Origin of the sequence: Massilia sp. METH4, assembly GCF_037094685.1 — a bacterium.
In the GTDB taxonomy this organism is placed as follows: Bacteria; Pseudomonadota; Gammaproteobacteria; order Burkholderiales; family Burkholderiaceae_D; genus Rugamonas.
On the sequence record NZ_CP146614.1, the window covers coordinates 5,826,138 to 5,842,672 of the forward strand.

The 16,535-nt window shown below is 68.5% G+C and carries 12 protein-coding genes; 8 read left to right on the plus strand and 4 right to left on the minus strand.

Annotated elements, in window-relative coordinates; genetic code table 11:
• The first annotated feature begins 92 nt into the window (after window positions 1–92).
• From V6Z91_RS25525 to V6Z91_RS25535, 3 genes are all read left to right on the plus strand, one after another.
• The gene (locus tag V6Z91_RS25525; RefSeq protein ID WP_338762883.1) at window positions 93–599 is read left to right on the plus strand and encodes a DMT family transporter; all 507 of its coding nucleotides are present in this window, start codon (window positions 93–95) and stop codon (window positions 597–599) included.
• A 123-nt stretch (window positions 600–722) separates the two neighbouring features.
• On the plus strand, window positions 723–2,213 hold the full coding sequence (locus V6Z91_RS25530) for a class I SAM-dependent methyltransferase (RefSeq protein WP_338762885.1): 1,491 nt from the start codon (window positions 723–725) through the stop codon (window positions 2,211–2,213).
• A gap of 4 nt (window positions 2,214–2,217) precedes the next feature.
• Window positions 2,218–3,009 carry an AraC family transcriptional regulator gene (locus V6Z91_RS25535; protein WP_338762888.1) on the plus strand — a complete coding sequence of 264 codons (792 nt, stop codon included), beginning with the start codon at window positions 2,218–2,220 and terminating at the stop codon, window positions 3,007–3,009.
• Between the two features lie 160 nt (window positions 3,010–3,169).
• On the opposite strand, the gene V6Z91_RS25540 is transcribed toward V6Z91_RS25535, so the two are convergent.
• Window positions 3,170–3,763, minus strand: coding sequence for a LysE family translocator (locus V6Z91_RS25540; RefSeq protein ID WP_338762891.1), 594 nt, complete (start codon window positions 3,761–3,763; stop codon window positions 3,170–3,172).
• Between the two features lie 273 nt (window positions 3,764–4,036).
• Between V6Z91_RS25540 and V6Z91_RS25545 the strand changes: the two genes are divergently transcribed.
• Window positions 4,037–5,986, plus strand: coding sequence for a methyl-accepting chemotaxis protein (locus V6Z91_RS25545; protein WP_338762893.1), 1,950 nt, complete (start codon window positions 4,037–4,039; stop codon window positions 5,984–5,986).
• 58 nt (window positions 5,987–6,044) lie between these two features.
• A complete protein-coding gene (locus V6Z91_RS25550; protein ID WP_338762895.1) occupies window positions 6,045–7,739 on the plus strand; it encodes a diguanylate cyclase in 1,695 nt (564 codons plus the stop codon).
• A gap of 7 nt (window positions 7,740–7,746) precedes the next feature.
• Here the strand turns inward: V6Z91_RS25550 and V6Z91_RS25555 are convergent, their stop codons facing one another.
• Window positions 7,747–8,130, minus strand: a complete 384-nt coding sequence (locus V6Z91_RS25555; protein ID WP_338762898.1) for a response regulator — start codon at window positions 8,128–8,130, stop codon at window positions 7,747–7,749.
• 486 nt (window positions 8,131–8,616) lie between these two features.
• Here V6Z91_RS25555 and V6Z91_RS25560 point away from each other — a divergent pair, with 486 nt between their 5' ends.
• The gene (locus tag V6Z91_RS25560) at window positions 8,617–10,461 is read left to right on the plus strand and encodes a GGDEF and EAL domain-containing protein (protein WP_338762901.1); all 1,845 of its coding nucleotides are present in this window, start codon (window positions 8,617–8,619) and stop codon (window positions 10,459–10,461) included.
• A gap of 165 nt (window positions 10,462–10,626) precedes the next feature.
• On the plus strand, window positions 10,627–12,891 hold the full coding sequence (locus V6Z91_RS25565) for an ATP-binding protein (protein ID WP_338762903.1): 2,265 nt from the start codon (window positions 10,627–10,629) through the stop codon (window positions 12,889–12,891).
• Window positions 12,892–12,942: 51 nt separating this feature from the next.
• On the opposite strand, the gene V6Z91_RS25570 is transcribed toward V6Z91_RS25565, so the two are convergent.
• A complete protein-coding gene (locus tag V6Z91_RS25570; protein WP_338762906.1) occupies window positions 12,943–14,367 on the minus strand; it encodes a methyl-accepting chemotaxis protein in 1,425 nt (474 codons plus the stop codon).
• Window positions 14,368–14,517: 150 nt separating this feature from the next.
• Window positions 14,518–15,414, minus strand: coding sequence for a transcriptional activator NhaR (nhaR, locus tag V6Z91_RS25575; RefSeq protein WP_338762908.1), 897 nt, complete (start codon window positions 15,412–15,414; stop codon window positions 14,518–14,520).
• Between the two features lie 110 nt (window positions 15,415–15,524).
• On the opposite strand from nhaR, the gene V6Z91_RS25580 reads away from it, so the two are divergent.
• On the plus strand, window positions 15,525–16,493 hold the full coding sequence (locus tag V6Z91_RS25580; RefSeq protein WP_338762911.1) for a TerC family protein: 969 nt from the start codon (window positions 15,525–15,527) through the stop codon (window positions 16,491–16,493).
• Window positions 16,494–16,535: the final 42 nt, after the last annotated feature.

Below are 16,535 nucleotides of genomic sequence, written 5' to 3' on the forward strand. Positions count from 1 at the left end.
TCCATGTCACGAATAATACACGTGCGCAATGACGATTTCCATTGAAGCGTCGAATGAACGATGATGGGACCATCCCATCCGAAAGGCTCATCATGTTCAGCAAGACCGCACTCCTGGCCATCCTTCCCACCGGCGTCGCCGTGCTGGCCGGCGCCGCGCTGCCGTTCCAGGCCGCCGGTAACGCCGCCCTCGGCCGCGAGCTCGGCCACCCGGCATGGGGCGCGCTTGCCTCGCTGACCGTCAGCGTCATCATCACGCTCGCAGTCGCGCTGCTGCTGCGGGTGCCGGGGCCCGCACTGGGCCGGGCCATGGCAGGCCCCTGGTGGCTGTGGCTGGGCGGCTTGCTGGGTGCGCTGTACCTGGGCAGCGCGGCGGCGGTCACGCCCAAGCTCGGCGCCGGCGGCTTCCTCGCCTGGGTGGTGGCCGGGCAGATGGTGACGGCGCTGATCGTCGACCATTTCGGCCTGATGGGGCTGGAAGCGAAACCGGTGTCGCTGCACCGCGTCGTTGGTGTCGCGCTGATCTTGATCGGCGTGTTCTGCGCCCAGGGCAGCACGACAGCCGAGTCGGGAGCGCCGGCGCGCTCGGCTACCGCCTGACGCCCTCTCATCCATGCCACCGCCACGTCGCGGCGGACGGCATGGGCCGGGCGACTGGTAACAAACAGGCAATGCAGCCCGCTTGCCTTACACTGTCGCCTGTCGCCACCCCGAAAGCCCATCATGCCCGACTGGTCCGCAGGCTACGTTTCCGACATCGGCTATACCTACGGCGTCTACGCGGAACTGGGTCCCGTGCGCATGCGCCTGGCCTTCCTCAACGCCGGCCTGGTGCCACCCGAAGGCGGGTGCGCGTGCGAGCTCGGTTTCGGCCAGGGTGTCAGCGTGAACGTGCACGCCGCGGCGACGGGCAGCGAATGGCACGGCACCGACTTCAATCCCGCTCAGGCCGGCTTTGCCCGCGAACTGGCGGCGGCATCCGGTGCCGACGCCCGGCTGTCGGATGCATCGTTCGCCGAGTTCTGCGCGCGCCCCGACCTGCCCGACTTCGACTTCATCGGCATGCATGGCGTGTGGAGCTGGGTGTCGGACGAGAACCGGCGCCTGCTCGTCGATTTCGTGCGCCGCAAGCTGAAGGTGGGCGGCGTGCTGTACGTGAGCTACAACACGCAGCCCGGCTGGGCGGCACTGTGCCCCGTGCGCGAGCTGATGACGCGGCATTTCGCGACGATGACGGTACCCAGCGCGGGCACCGGCCAGAGGATCGCCGAGGCCGTCGATTTCGCCGACCGGCTGCTGGGCACCAATCCGGGCTTCGTGCAAGCCAACCCCACGGTACCCGCCCGCATGGCCTTGCTGAAGGAGGCCGACAGCGCCTATCTCGCGCACGAGTATTTCAACCGCGACTGGCAGCCGATGTCGTTCCCCGCCGTGGCCGAATGGCTCGCCCCCGCGAAGGTGGAATTCGCCTGCCCCGCCACGTATATCGAGCACATCGACAGCGCCGTCGTTACACCCGAACAGGCCGCTTTCCTGAAGGAGGTAACGGACCCGTGCCTGCGGCAGATGGCGTTCGACTTCATGATCAACCAGCAGTTCCGCCGCGATTACTGGGTGCGCGGCGCGCGCCGCCTCGCGCCGCTCGAACGCGCCCGATTGCTGCGGCAGCAGCGCGTGGTGCTGGCGATGTCGCCCGAAGACGTGGCCTATACCGTCAAGGCCGGGCAGATCGAGGTGGGCTTGAACGAAGCGCTGCACCGGCCCGTGGTCGAGGCGCTGGCCGACCATCGGCCGCGTACGATCGGCGAGTTGCAGGACAGCTGCGCGGCCGCCGGGCTCTCCTCGGTGCAAGTGCTGCAGGCCGTCTTCCTGCTGGCCGGCACGCAGCAGGTGCAGCCGGCGCAGGACGAAACCGTCGCCGGCCGCGCCCGCGCCGCCTGCGGGCGGCTGAACGCGCACCTGGTCGGCCTGGCCGAACATGGACCCGGCATCCATTACCTGGCCTCGCCGGTCACCGGCGGGGGCATTCCGGTACCCCACGTGCACCAGCTGTTCCTGCTCGGCCTCGCGCGCGGCCACCAGAACGTGGGCGAGCTCGTGGCGTTCGCGCTGGCCCGCGGCGGCGGGACGGAGGCGGCGGTGGTCGAGCGGCAGGCCACGGCCTTCCTGCAACGCCGCCTCGGCGTGCTGCGGGCACTGGCGGTGATAGACTGACGCCATGAGCACCCCCACGTTCTGGCGCGACGCCGCCCTGCCCTTCCTCGAAGCCCGTTCGATCGCCGACGGCCGCGGCGTGTGCTACGCGAAGCACTCGCACGAAACCTTCTCGATCGGGTCCATCACCGGCGGCGCCAGCGAGTACCTGAACGGCCGCGCGCGCGAGCACGTGCGGGCCGGCGCCGTGGTGCTGATGAACCCCGGCGACGTTCATGCCTGCAACCCGCTGGGCGAGGAACCGTGGTCGTACCGCATGTTCCACGTGGATAGCGGCTGGCTGGCCGGCGTCCAGGGCGAGGGGGGCGAGATGCGGCCCTATGTGCCGGTCGCCAGCCGCGCGCCCGGCCTGTTCGCGCGGCTCGAAGCGCTGTACGCCACCTGCGTCGACCCGGCAGCCGATGCGCTGCAAAAGCAGGTTGCCGCCATCGACTTCTTCACCTTCATGCACGATACGCTGCAGCCGGCATCCGCTGCCACGCTGCCGGACCACCAGGTGCGCCGCGCGGCCGAATACCTGCGCGACAACCTCCCCGCCGCCGTGAAGCTCGACGAGCTGTGCGCCGCCTGCGGCCTGTCGCCGTCGTACCTGATCCGCGCCTTCAAGGCCCGCTACGGCATGACGCCGCACGCCTGGCTCGTCAACTGCCGCATCCAGTACTGCCGCGAACTGCTGCGCCGCGGCCGGGCCATCGCCGACGTGGCGCAGGCGGCCGGCTTCGCCGACCAGGCGCACCTGCAACGCGCCTTCAAGCGGCACGTGGCCGCCACGCCGGGCCAGTACCGCAAGACCTAGGGAAGCACTGATTTATTCATGGCGGCGATCTTGGCCCCGAAAAACGTGCCCAGCTGCGGCACAAAAGGCCCGCCATACCCCGGTATGACGAGCCTTTTGCGTCTTGCTGGACTCGTTTTTCAGGACCAATCTCATCCACCAGCAATAAATCAGTGCTTCCCTAGCCCATCAGCAGCCAGGCGGCGCTGACCGCCAGCAGCAGCGCCATCGCGCGGTTGAACACGCGCATGCGCGCGGGGTCCGACAGGTAGCCGCGCAGGGCGGCACCCGCCCACGCCCAGCAGAAGATCGACAGCCAGCACACCACGAAGTAGATCGCGGCGAATTCCCAGACAATCCGGGTATCGCCATCGGCGGCGAAGGCGCCCATGCCCGAGACGGCGGCCAGCCACGCCTTTGGGTTGAGCCACTGCATCGCCGCGCCGGTCAGCAGGGATGGCCCGGCGGCGGCGCCCTCGGTGTCCAGCGGCAGCTCGCCGTTGTCGGCCGCCAGCTTCCAGGCCAGGTACAGCAGGAAGCCGATGCCGGCCCAGCGCACCAGGCCCACCAGCTGCGGCCAGCGTTCCAGCGCCTCGTAAAGGCCCAGGCCGGTGAGCAGCAACAGCAGGGTGAAGCCGAGCGTGGCCCCGCTCACGTGGCGCACGCTGGCGGCCAGGCCGTGGCGGGCGCCCGCGCCCAGGGCGACGATGTTGACGGGGCCGGGGGAAATGGAAGAGGCCAGCGCGAAGGCGGCCATCGACAAGTACAAGGTCATGCAAGGTGCTCCTGTCTAGGTGGACGCGCACAGGATAGGCGGCCCGCCCCCGCGTGTATTGAACGAAATTGCCCTGCGCGGCCCGGGCCGGGCCTTGCTGACCACCTGACAAGACCTTGTTGCCGCATCAACGCCAGGGGCCGGATCTGTTGCGGCGGCGACGCACTCGCTATCGAAATGCATGTGGCGGTATCGTGCGCCCGTGGAATCCGGGTACGTCCGGCGCTACCATTGCCGCGTGACTACATTCCATCCGGCCGACCGGAGCTCCCGATGAACCTGGCAACCTTCAAATCCATCCCGCGCGGCCTGTCGCTGAACGCCCGCATCACCCTCGCGGCCACGGCGCTCGTCGTCGTCAGCCTGGCCATCACCGCCACGGTGACCGGCATCCGCAACCGCGATATGGCGCAGGACGCTTCGATGCGGCTGGCGCGCACGGTGACGGCCGAGGCGGCCGATGCGCTGCAGGGCCGGATCGTGTCGAACCTTGCCGCCGTGGCGACGGCCGCGGGCGCCGTGCGCCACACGCTCGCGGACGGCCCCGCCATGAGCCGCGAACAGGTCGACAACCTCAGCAAGGCCGTGCTGCTCGGCACCGAGGACCTGGTGGGCGTCTCCACCACGATGGAGCCGGACGCGCTGGACGGCAAGGATGCGGAGTATGCCGGCAAGGCCCCGCGTTTCGACGCGACCGGCCGCCACATGCCGTATTTTTCTCGCGCGGCGAGCGGTGGCCTGCACGTGGAGCCGATCGTGTTCGGTACCGCGCCCGGCGCGAACGACTGGTACGACGTGCCGAAGAAGACCGGCAAGCGCTTCTTTACCGAACCGTACACCTATCCCGTCAACGGCAAGGACGTGCTGATGGCGTCGCTCGTGGTGCCGATCGCCGTGAACGGCCAGGTGCGCGGCGTGGTGACCGGCGACTTCATGCTGACCAAGCTGAGCACCATCCTGGCCGACTTGCCCACGCTGGACGGCGGCCGGCTCTCGCTGGTGTCGAACGGCGGCCTGTACGCCAGCCACCCGGTGGCCGCGCGCAACGGCAAGCCGGCCGACGACATGCCGGCCGAGGCGCTGGCTGCCGTGCGTGCCGGCAAGACTCATGAATACACGGCGGACGGTGCCGTGCACCTGCTGTACCCGCTGCGCCTGCACGACGATATCGCGCCATGGGCCGTGCGCCTGTCGTTCCCCGAGGACGTGGCGACCGCGGCGGCCCGAAGCCAGTTGAAGTACACGCTGCTGGTCTCGTTCCTGTGCGCCGTCGTCGCCGCCGTTGCCATGGTGGCCGTGCTGCGGCGCCTCACGCGGCCGTTGCGCGAACTGGCCCGCACGATGACGCAGCTGGCCGGCGGCAACGCCGACCTGTCGGCCCGCCTGAAGGCACAGGGCAGCGACGAACTGGCCGTGATCGCGCGCGGCTTCAACGACTTCGTGGCCAAGATCGAGCACGTGCTGGCCAGGGTGCGCGACAGCTCGGCCAGCGTGGCGCAGGCAAGCTCCGAAATCAGCCAGGGCAATGCCGACCTGTCGGCCCGCACCGAGCAGCAGGCCAGCGCGCTGGAGGAAACGGCCGCGTCGATGGAACAGCTCACCGGCAGCGTGCGCAACAATTCCGACAACGCGGCCCAGGCGCAGCGGCTGGCGGCCGGCGCCTCGGATGTGGCGCGCCGCGGCGGCGTCGTGGTGGCGCAGGTGGTCGATACGATGGCGGCCATCGATGCCTCGTCCACGAAAGTCGTCGACATCATCTCGGTGATCGACGGGATTGCCTTCCAGACCAATATCCTGGCACTGAACGCGGCCGTGGAAGCGGCACGGGCCGGCGAGCAGGGCCGCGGCTTCGCCGTGGTGGCCTCCGAAGTGCGGACGCTGGCGCAGCGCAGCGCCTCGGCGGCGAAGGAGATCAAGGCCCTGATCGGCGACTCGGCGGCGCAAGTGCAGCGCGGCAGCGCGCTGGTGAAGGACGCCGGCAGCACGATGGACGAGGTGGTGGCCAGCGTGCAGCAGGTGGCCGGCATCATCGCCGAGATCGCGGCGGCGGGCGCCGAACAGAGTGCCGGCATCGGCCAGGTGAACGGCGCCATCGGGCAGATGGATGGCGTAACCCAGCAGAACGCCGCCCTCGTCGAGGAAGCGGCGGCGGCGGCCGAGAGCCTGAAGGACCAGGCAGCCATGCTGGTGGCGCTGGTGGCCGAGTTCCGGATCGCCGCCTAGGCGGGCGAGCTGCTAGAGTGTCGGCTTGCGCCTCGGGCGAGCCTCGACCACTCGTTACATGAAAGTAGAGACCAAGCTTCAATACGCCGCCGCCTGCATCATCGTCGTCATGTCGGCAGTCGCGCTCGTGCCCCACGCGCTGGAAGCCGACGTGAGCGGTGCGATGACGCGGCTGGACGACACGGCGACCCGGGAGCGCGAGTACGGCAACCTGCTCCGTTACCTGACCGACGCGGAAGCCGCGCAGCGCGGCTACGTGATCACGGGCCGTCAGGAATTCCTCGAGCCGTACTACGAAGCGCTGAAGGCCCTGCCCGCGCTGCGCCGGTCGCTGACGGCCGAGGGCATTCCGGTCGCCGAACACCAGGCCCTCGACGATATCGCCCGGTTGACCGAAGCCAAGGTCAACTACATGCGCGAAGTCGTGCGGGTGCGTTCGGAACAGGGAGCCGACGCGGCGCGCGCCCTCGTCGATACGGGGCGGGGCAAGCACTACATGGACCAGCTGCGGCAGCGCATCGGCACGCAGGCGGAATCGCTGGCGCGCTACCGGGCCACACTGCGCGAGGAACTGGCCGAGCGCTCGAGCCTGGCCGCCAATGTGTCGAGCGTGGCCACCGCGCTCAACATCCTGCTGCTGATCGGCATGGGACTGGCGGGCAACAAGACGCTGGCGCAGCGCCGCAAGGCCGAGCAGCGCGCGAACGACGTCTCGCGCGAGCTGCGCCAGACCGCCAGCCTGGCCGAGCGGCGCAATGTGCAGCTGCAAAGCGGCGGCGAGATGCTGCACGCGCTGGAACTGGCCGAAACGCTGGATGAAGGCGCGCACATCGTCGCGCTGTATTTCGGGCAGCTGCTGCCTGGCCTGTCCGGCTCGATGTACCTGTACCGGCATTCGCGCGACATCCTCGAACGCAAGGCCACCTGGGGCGGCGCGCACGACCCCGAGGTGGTGGAACCGCTCGATTGCTGGGCATTGCGCAAGGGCGCCCAGCATTTCACGGACGGCCGCGAGAGCGCCCTCGCCTGCCGCCATACCAGCGCGGAGGACGCGCGGATTCCGCGCATTTGCCTGCCGCTCGTGACGCAGGGCAACGTGATCGGCTTTATCACCGTCGAGGGTGCGCAACTGGCGCAGGGAGACGGGTCAATCGAACGCACCTGGATCATGCAACTGGGCGAACAGGTGGCGTTGGCGCTGGCGAACGTGCAGCTGCGCGTGTCGCTGCGCCACCAGTCGGTGATCGATCCGCTGACCCAGCTCTACAACCGCCGCTACCTCGACGAGACCCTGAAGCGCGAACTCTCCCGCGCCGCGCGGCGCGGCACGCCGCTGGCCGTGATCATGCTCGACCTCGACCATTTCAAGCGCGTGAACGACACGTTCGGCCATGAAGCGGGCGACCTGCTGCTGCGCAACGTCGGCCGCGTGCTGCTGCAGTCGATACGCGGCAGCGACGTGGCCTGCCGCTACGGCGGCGAGGAACTGGTCGTCCTGCTGCCCGACTGTTCGCTGGAAACCGCCATCGCCCGTGCCGAACGCATGCGGCAGGCGATCCGCAACCTGAACCTCACCGTGAACAAGGACGTGCTGAGCGCCTCGGCCTCGTTCGGCGTGGCGGCCTATCCTCACCATGGCGACAGTGCCGAAGCGCTGCTGCAGGCAGCCGATGCGGCCATGTATCGTGCCAAGCACGGCGGCCGGGACCGGGTCGACGTGGCGCCGGTGGCCACCACGGGCCAACTCGTCTGATTTGCGCTCAGGCGCGCCGGGCCGGCATGCTCGCGGCGATGATGGCGACGATCGTGTCGAGGTTCGAGGGCTTGGCCAGGTGCCTGTCGAAGCCCGCTTCATCCACCTTCGCCAGCGTGGCCGCATCGCTCCAGGCCGTCAGTGCGACGATGTGGACGTACGGCCCGTGCCGTGCACGCAGCGCACGGGCGACCGCGTAGCCGTCCAACCCCGGCATGCCGAGGTCGAGGAACACGACATCGGGCGGTATGCCGTTCGCCATGGCGATGGCCTGCGTGCCGTCGTAGGCGACATGCACGTCGAAACCCTTGAATCGGAGAATCTCGGCAAGAATATCCGCCGAGTCGTGGTTGTCGTCGACAACGAAAATGCGTGGTGGTGAAAGCGTCATGGCCAATCGTCCTTTGCGGCGCCGTAAGAACGGCATCGTTGCGGCGTTGGCTCGGCCGGGGAATGGCGGAAAGCGACAATCTGGATTTCCGTGCGTCAATTCTAGCACGAGGTGCGACAGGAAAACGGTGCCACCGGAAAATGTATGGCGCTGTTCGCGCAAACCGGGTGAATTTCCGCCGGCAAGCCTGTCTTGCTTCCTGTTGAGGTACTTCGTGCATATCCGGCCCTGGCGGTGGGCCCGGCGGATTTCACGGCACTTCCGGGGAGCCGACATGGCTCGGTTCCAATCGAAACATACCGGCATTTCCTGCGGTTTTATTCCACCCTGATTTACCGGTGGGTCAGCACCGGATAATTGCCCAGGACAATTCGTTTTATCGACACCACAAAACGCCCGGCGCCTCCAATCGAAGTATGATGCGGATTCATTTCGGTTTCGAGATTCGATCGTGTCATTCTTTTTTCTGGCGATTGCCCGGTAATCATGGAACGATATGCAGTGCCGGCTCGTCCGGCGGACGAGCAAGCCCGGCTCGATGCACTGCGGGCCACGCAACTGCTCGATTCCCAGCCCGAGGAATTATTCGACCGCATCACGCGTGTCGCCTGCGCCTCGCTGAACGTGCCCATCAGCCTCGTTTCGCTCGTCGACGAGTCGCGCCAGTGGTTCAAGGCCAGCTGCGGGCTTGCCGCGAAGGAAACGGACCGCGATATTTCGTTTTGCGGCCATGCGATCCTGAACGACGAAGCATTCATTGTCGAAAATGCACTCGATGACGGCCGTTTCGCTGGCAATCCGCTCGTCACGGGCGATCCCCACATCCGTTTTTATGCCGGCATGCCGATACGCGCCGCGAACAGGAACATCGGCACCTTGTGCGTGATCGACACGCAGCCGCGCGCCCTGTCGGCCGACGACCTGCAATTGCTCGCCACGCTGGCCCGTACGGTGGAAGACCTGATCTACGTGCGCGAAGCAGCCATGCGCTCGGTGAACCTGCTCAATACCTGGAGCGCCCAGGCCAGCGCGCGGGAAAGCCGCGAGGTGCAGGTGTTGCGCAATATGGTCACGCGCGACCTGCTCACCGGCCTGCCGACGCGCCAGGCAATCGAATCGGCGCTGGCCGACCACGTCCCGGGCTGGGTGCGGGCCGGCGGGCACGCGCTGCTGGCCGTGGTCGACATCGACAATCTCGCCGCCATCAATGAGCGCGCCGGCCACGGCGTGGGCGACCGCTTCCTCAGGGAAATGGCGAACCGGCTGCGCCAGCTGGCGCAGCCCGGCGACACGATTGCGCGCATCGGCGGCGACATGTTCGCCCTGCTGCTTGGGCCGTTCGGGGAGGAAGCGGCCGGCACTGCCCGCATCGCGGCGATCCACCGCGACCTGAACCGGGTACTGGCGCTCGACCATGGGGATCTGCACGGCAGCGTGACCACCGGCTATGTGCTGGCGGGCCGGGACTGGCCCGGCCCCGGGGCGCTGCTGAACCACGCCATCGAGGCGGTCGGGGCGGCCAAGCTGCGCGGGCACGGGATGATGCGCGTGTTCGACCGCCCGCCTTCGCGCCTGAACGGCCGGGCCCTGGAACACGAGCTGCGCGCCGCGTTGCGCGGCAACCAGCTGTTCATGGCATACCAGGCCAAGATCGATGCGCGCACGGGCATTCCCACCGGGGTGGAGGCGCTGGTGCGCTGGCGCCACCCGCAGCTCGGCCTGGTGGGCCCGGCCGAGTTCATTCCCGTCGCCGAAGAGAGCGCAATCATCGTGCAGCTCGGCGAATGGACGCTGGAACAGGCATGCCGGCAGGCATCGCGCTGGCGGCAGAGCGGGCGCGACGGACCCACCGTGGCGGTGAACATTTCGCCACGCCAGTTCCTGCACGGCGATATCGCGACCGTGGTGGACGACATGCTGTCGCGCTATGGCGTGCCGGCCGCGATGCTGGAGCTGGAATTGACGGAGTCGGTGGCCGTGCACGACCTCGAAGGCGCCATCGCCACCATGCGCCGGCTGAAGGAGATCGGCGTCACGCTCAGCATCGACGACTTCGGCACCGGCTACTCCAGCCTCGCCTGGCTGAAGCGGCTGCCGGTCGACAAGCTCAAGATCGACAAGGCGTTCGTGACCGACCTGGCAGGCAGTCCGGCCGCCCGCGCGATCCTGCGCGGCATCGTCGGCATCGCCGAGGACCTTGGCATCGGCACCATTGCCGAGGGCGTGGAAACCGAGGCGCAGGCCGATGTCCTCAAGGCGGCAGGCTGCCGCGAAATGCAGGGTTACCTGTTCGGCCGCCCCGGGCCGGCGGAATCGGTGTTCCGGCACTGAGCGCCCTGGCGTTGCCTGCGTGACGTGCGCGATCCGGCCGCAGGCGTTGCTACACTGGCGACTGGCAGAGTTGACCCAACTTTCCCGTTGCGCCGATGGCTTGCCGCCCTTTCGCGCTCTATCGATAAGACCACAATGTTCGGAGACGTTCGCGTTGTACGCAGGATGGCCTCGCTCAGCGCGGGTGCGCGTTGGGGCGGTGCCGCCCTGCTGGCCGTGCTCGCCGTGACGCTGCAGGCCCTGCAGTGGCGCTTCGACGGCGGCCGCACGCCCTTCCTCGTATTCAGCCCTTGCCTCGTGTTCGCTGCCGCCGCGTTCGACCGCGGGCCGGCCCTGCTCGTGTTCTTCACCGGGCTCGCCGCCGGCTCGTGGATGCTGATTAACAACGGCGCGCTGCCCGGCTGGGAAGGCAGCGAGCCTGCCACCATCGCCTCCTTCGCGCTGCTGGGCTTCCTGTCGATCTACCTGGGCGGGCTGGGCCGCATCTACGCGGGGCGCGCGCTGCGCGCCGAGCAAGCGCTGGCCGACGAGCGCGTGGCGCTCAGCGAAGCGCAGCGCGACCACCTGTACCGACTGCTGCTGCAAGCTCCAGGCTTCGTGGCGATCCTGCGCGGCCCTGGCCACTTGATCGAGCTCACCAACAACGATTTCGACGAGCTGGTGGGGCGCGGCGGGCTGGTCGGCACGCCATTCGCCACCGCCGTGCCGGAACTGGCTTCGCCGCACCTGGTCGCCCAGCTCGACGCGGCCTACAGCAGCGGCGCCTCGTACGCGGCGCGCGAGACGCCGGTTCACGTGGGCGGCGGCGCCAGCCCCGCGGACACGCTCCACTACATCGACTTTGCGCTGCAGCCCATCGTCAACGATGGCCGCCCGACCGGCGTGTTCCTGTCGGGCGTGGACGTGAGCGAGGCGCGGCGCGCCCGCGACGCGCTGCTGCTCAACGAGGAACGGCTGAAGGAAGGCTTGATGGCGGCGCGCATGGCCGTGTGGGAATTCGACCTGGCGCGCAACGAAGTGACGTTCTCGGACAGCGCCGTGGTCCTGTTCGGCGCTTCGCTGGAAACGCTGCGCTCGCCCTGGCACCTGGTCCACCCGGACGATCTGCCGGGCCTGCTGGAGGCGCGCGCGGCCGCCATCGCCCGGCGCGGCGATTACCAGCGCATCGTGCGCGCCCGCCGCGCCGACGATGGCGCGTTGCTGTGGCTCGACCTGCGCGGACGCTGCATCGTCGGCCCCGACGGCGTGGTGCACAAGCTGCGCGGGGTGACACTGGACGTGACGGCACGCGAAGTGGCCGAGCAGGCGCTGCGCGCCGCCGAGCGGCGCAAGGACGAATTCCTGGCCATGCTGGCCCATGAGCTGCGCAACCCGCTGGCGCCGATCAGCGCGGCGGCCACGCTGCTGCAGCGCGGCATCGCGCAGCCGGCCCAGGTGTCGATGGCGGCGGCGATCGTGGCACGGCAGGCGGCCCACCTGTCGCGCCTGGTGGACGACCTGCTGGACGCCGCCCGCATCAGCCGCGGCAAGATCGAACTGGTGCGCCAGCCCTTCGACCTGCGCGACGCGGTGCGCGACGCGCTCGAACAGGTGCAGCCGATGCTGGAGTCGAAGGGGCATCGCCTGCAACTGTCGCTGCCGGCGGCGGCGGCCGGCGTGCATGGCGACCGGGCCCGGCTGACGCAGGTGGTCGCCAACCTGCTCAGCAATGCCGCCCGCTTCTCGCCCGCCGGCGGCGATATCGCCGTCATGCTGGCGCCATCCGGCGCCAGCCACCGGCTGACCGTCAGCGACAATGGCTGTGGCATCGCCGCCGACCTGCTGCCCCATGTCTTCGGCCTGTTCACGCAGGGCGAACGGGGCGCCGACCGCTCGCAGGGCGGGCTCGGCATCGGCCTGGCGATCGTCTCCGGCCTCGTCGCGCTGCACGGCGGCACCGTGGAGGCCAGCAGCGATGGCCCCGGCACGGGCGCCTGCTTCACCGTCACGCTGCCCGCTGCCGAACTCGGCGAAGCACCGGCGCCGCCGCGGCGCGCCGAGGTACCGCGCGCCGCGCTGGCGCTGCTGGTGGTCGACGACAACCGCGATGCGGCCGACACGCTGGCCATCCTGCTGCGCGGCGCCGGCCACGCTTGCTCCGCCGTGTACGACGCCGAAGCGGCCCTGCGCGCGGTGCGCGAGGCCGTGCCCGACGCCTGCATCCTCGACATCGGGCTGCCCGGCATGGATGGCTACATGCTGGCCCGCGAAATCCGTGCGATCGCCGGGCCGGACGTCGTGCTGTTCGCGCTGAGCGGCTATGGCCGGGCCGAAGACCAGGCCATGGCCGCGGAAGCGGGTTTCGACCGGCATTTCGTCAAGCCCGTGTCGCCTGAAGAGCTGCTGGGGGCGCTGGCCGTGGCGGCCCAGCCGGCGGCCAGCGCGGATTGACAGCGCCCGGCCGCGCGGCGTCGGGTTGCGCGCACCGCCCGGTGTGCGTGGCTAGGATTCGCGCGCGACGGTGAACCGCGTGACGGTGCCGGCCAGCGTCGCCGTTTCGTGCTGCAAACCATCGGCCACGCTGGCGGCACCGCCGATCAGCGTCATGCAGTCCTCGGTCACTTGCCGCAACTGCGCCTGGGCCTCGTGCACGGTACCGATCTGGCCCGCCTGGGCACGCGACACCTCGACGATGCCAGCCATGATGCCGTGCACCGCGTCGATGCGCTGGACGATCTCGGCCATCGTGCCGCCCACCTCGCCCGCCAGGCGGTGGCCGGCGCCGATCTCGCCGACCGACGCTTCGATCAGCGCCTTAATCTCGCGCGCCGCGGCGGCGGACCGCTGGGCGAGCGTGCGCACTTCCGAGGCGACCACCGCAAAGCCCCGGCCCTGTTCGCCCGCCCGCGCCGCCTCGACGGCGGCGTTCAGTGCCAGGATATTGGTCTGGAACGCGATGCCGTCGATCGCGCCGATGATCTCGACGATCTGCCGCGAGGAACCGTTGATGCGGTCCATCGTCGACACCATTTCCGTGACGACGGCGCCGCCGCGCCCGGCCACGCTGGCGGCAGCGGCGGCCAGCTCATTGGCGCCAGCCGCCCGCTCGTGATTCGTGTTCACCGTGACCGTCAGGTCATCGAGCGCCTGCGCCGTGCGTTGCAGCGCATCGGCCTGGGCTTCCGTGCGTGCCACTGCGGTACGGTTCGCCCGGGCGATCTCGCCGGTGGCGGCCGCCATGCGTCCGACGCCGTCCATCACGGCCACGACCGCGCCATGCAAGGCGCCGATGCCGCCGTTCAGTGCCCTGGCGGACCCGCTGATGGCCGGCGCTTCGCCGGCGCGCAGGTCGAGCGTACCGGCCGGCCCCTCCGTGAAGCGGGTCACGATCTCCTTCAGTTCGACCGTGCGCATTGCGTCACGGTACAGCATCGCCGCCAGAAAGCACAGCACCGCCGTTTCGGCGACCACGTAGCCGGCATGGAGGAACACCTCCGGCCACGAAGGCTCGGTCAGGCACAGGGCGTTCACGCCCAGCTGCTGCAGGTAGTTGAAGGTCACGTGGTGGACGGCGATCGTGGCGGCCGCAGCGACGATAACGGTCCAGTCGCGGTAGCACAGCAGGAAGGCCAGCAGCACGAAGACGCCGAAATGGTATTCGTTCTGGCCTGCCATCTGGTGGATGTGCAGGGCCGCGAACACCATCGTGATGACGGCGATGAGCAGGCGCGTGAGCCACGCGCCGGGGGCGAGGGCCACCAGGGCCGTTGCCGCCAGCGCGGCGGGCAAGCCGACGGCCATGGCGATGCCGAACGTGCCGCGGATACCCGCAAGCGCCAGCGCGTAGGCCATCAAGGCCCAGACGATGCCGAGCATGATCCGGTCGGCGACGGTATGGATGCTGTTGAGTGGATGCTTGTGGGCCATGGTTCCCCCGTGATGGCTTGAGTCGTGAGGCGGGGGTGCGGCCGGATCGGACCAGGCGCGGGATTGGGCGGCACTGGCTTCACGAAGGATAGCAGCGTCCCGAATAAAATTCCACATGGAAACATCGGCCGTGGCGCGGATGCATCACCGCTAGCCCGCGAACAGCTGCTTCCTCGCCTCCTGGCTGATCGCCACGGTGGCGGGGTGGCTGAGCCGGCGCTCGGTGGTGATTGCATATACCTGATCCATCACCTCCGCCGCCTCGCCGAACACTTCCACCTCGTACTGCGCCATGATGTAGCCGGCCAGGAAGCCGGGTGCGAAGAATAGCCCCGCCCCGGCGCGGCCGAACGCCTTCATCATGGCGCTGTCGTCGAATTCGCCCACGATGCGCGGCCGCACGTGGTGGTCTTCGAGCCACTTGAGCACGCGCGGCCGGGTGGCGAAATCCTCGCCCGGCAGCAGCATCGGCATCTTGTCCAGGCATTGCGGGAACGGCCCGTGCAGCCGCGCGCGCAATGCGGGCGCGCCGAACACCTTCAGCGCGCTTTCCCCCAGCAGGTGCGAGAAACCGCGCACGGAAAGATGCGGCGGCATGGGCCGGTCGGCGATGATCAGGTCCAGCCGGTGCACGGCCAGCTCGCCGAGCAGCGCGGCCAGCCGCCCTTCCCGGCACACCAGGCGCACCGGCTGCGGCAAGGCCAGCGCCGGCGCCAGCACCTGGCTGGCCACCATCTTCGAGACCGAGTCGGCGCAACCGACGAGGAAGCGCGTGGCATGCGCGGATTCGTCGTGCAACGCTTCGAGCAATTCATCGCCGGTGCGGAAGATCGTGTCGGCATAACCGAGCACGCGCGTGCCAGCCTCGGTCAGCTCCAGCGTGCGGCCGGACTTGCGGAACAGTTCCACGCCCAGCGCTTCGGCGAATTCCGTCAGCTGGCCGGAAATCGACTGGGGCGTGAGGTGCAATTGTTCGGCCGCGCGGGCGATGGTGCCCGTGCGCGCGACCATCCAGAAGTAGCGTAAATGCTTGTAGTTCAGGCTCATGGACGAGATACCTCGGTTTTTTCGATCTATTGGGCAAGTATATTCGATTTGTCCTTTCAATCGTACGCCATTAAGCTGCGCGTATTGATATTGCTTAAAGGGTGGTCGAGATGACTGGACTTGAAAACATCGCCACGCCCGGAATGTGGGCTGGCTTCGTGGGTTTCGTGCTGGTGATGCTGGCACTGGACCTGTTTGTCTTTGGCGGCAACAAGGCCCACAAGGTCAGCGTCAAGGAAGCGGCCGGCTGGTCCGCGCTGTGGGTAACGCTGGCGCTGCTGTTCAACTTCGGCCTGTGGTGGTACCTGAAGGGCAGCATGGGCGAAGCGGTGGCCGACCAGAAGGCGCTGGAATTCCTGTCCGGCTACCTGATCGAGAAGGCGCTGTCCGTCGACAACGTGTTCGTGTTCCTGCTGATCTTCGGTGCCTTCCAGATTCCGCCGCAGTACCAACGCCGCGTGCTGATCTACGGCGTGCTGGGCGCGATCGTGATGCGCGCGATCATGATCCTGGCCGGTGCCTGGGTCGTGAAGGAGTTCAGCTGGGTGCTGTACCTGTTCGGCGCGTTCCTGCTGTTCACGGGTATCAAGATGCTGATGGCTTCCGAGCAGGAGCCGGACGTGACGCAGAACCCGGTGCTGAAGTTCGCCAAGCGCCACCTGCGCGTGGCCGAGGACGAGCATGGCGAGAAGTTCTTCGTGCGCCGTAACAACCTGCTGTACGTGACGCCGCTGTTCCTGGTGCTGATCCTGATCGAGGTGACGGACCTGATCTTCGCGGTGGACTCGATCCCGGCGATCTTCGCGATCACGACCGACCCGTTCATCGTGTTCACGTCGAACCTGTTCGCGATCCTGGGCTTGCGGGCGCTGTATTTCCTGCTGGCCGACATTGCCGACCGCTTCCACCTGCTCAAGTACGGCCTGGCCCTGGTGCTGGCGTTCATCGGTACCAAGATGCTGATCATGCCGTGGTACCACATGCCAGTGCAGGCTTCGCTGACGGTGGTGGCCTTCCTGATCGGCGCCAGTGTGGTGGCCAGCCTGCTGCTGCCGCCGAAGAAGACCGAAGAGAAGTAAGCTTGCCGCGCGGCCCGTGCCTTGGCCCCTGCCTTGACCCGG

Coding starts and splice junctions, on each gene's coding strand:
- V6Z91_RS25545 (WP_338762893.1), top strand. CDS start 4,037: ATGAACCTGGCAACCTTCAAATCCATCCCGCGCGGCCTGTCGCTGAAC.
- V6Z91_RS25570 (WP_338762906.1), bottom strand. CDS start 14,367: ATGGCCCACAAGCATCCACTCAACAGCATCCATACCGTCGCCGACCGG.
- V6Z91_RS25550 (WP_338762895.1), top strand. CDS start 6,045: ATGAAAGTAGAGACCAAGCTTCAATACGCCGCCGCCTGCATCATCGTC.
- V6Z91_RS25555 (WP_338762898.1), bottom strand. CDS start 8,130: ATGACGCTTTCACCACCACGCATTTTCGTTGTCGACGACAACCACGAC.
- V6Z91_RS25580 (WP_338762911.1), top strand. CDS start 15,525: ATGACTGGACTTGAAAACATCGCCACGCCCGGAATGTGGGCTGGCTTC.
- V6Z91_RS25540 (WP_338762891.1), bottom strand. CDS start 3,763: ATGACCTTGTACTTGTCGATGGCCGCCTTCGCGCTGGCCTCTTCCATT.
- V6Z91_RS25535 (WP_338762888.1), top strand. CDS start 2,218: ATGAGCACCCCCACGTTCTGGCGCGACGCCGCCCTGCCCTTCCTCGAA.
- V6Z91_RS25565 (WP_338762903.1), top strand. CDS start 10,627: ATGGCCTCGCTCAGCGCGGGTGCGCGTTGGGGCGGTGCCGCCCTGCTG.
- nhaR (WP_338762908.1), bottom strand. CDS start 15,414: ATGAGCCTGAACTACAAGCATTTACGCTACTTCTGGATGGTCGCGCGC.
- V6Z91_RS25525 (WP_338762883.1), top strand. CDS start 93: ATGTTCAGCAAGACCGCACTCCTGGCCATCCTTCCCACCGGCGTCGCC.
- V6Z91_RS25560 (WP_338762901.1), top strand. CDS start 8,617: ATGGAACGATATGCAGTGCCGGCTCGTCCGGCGGACGAGCAAGCCCGG.
- V6Z91_RS25530 (WP_338762885.1), top strand. CDS start 723: ATGCCCGACTGGTCCGCAGGCTACGTTTCCGACATCGGCTATACCTAC.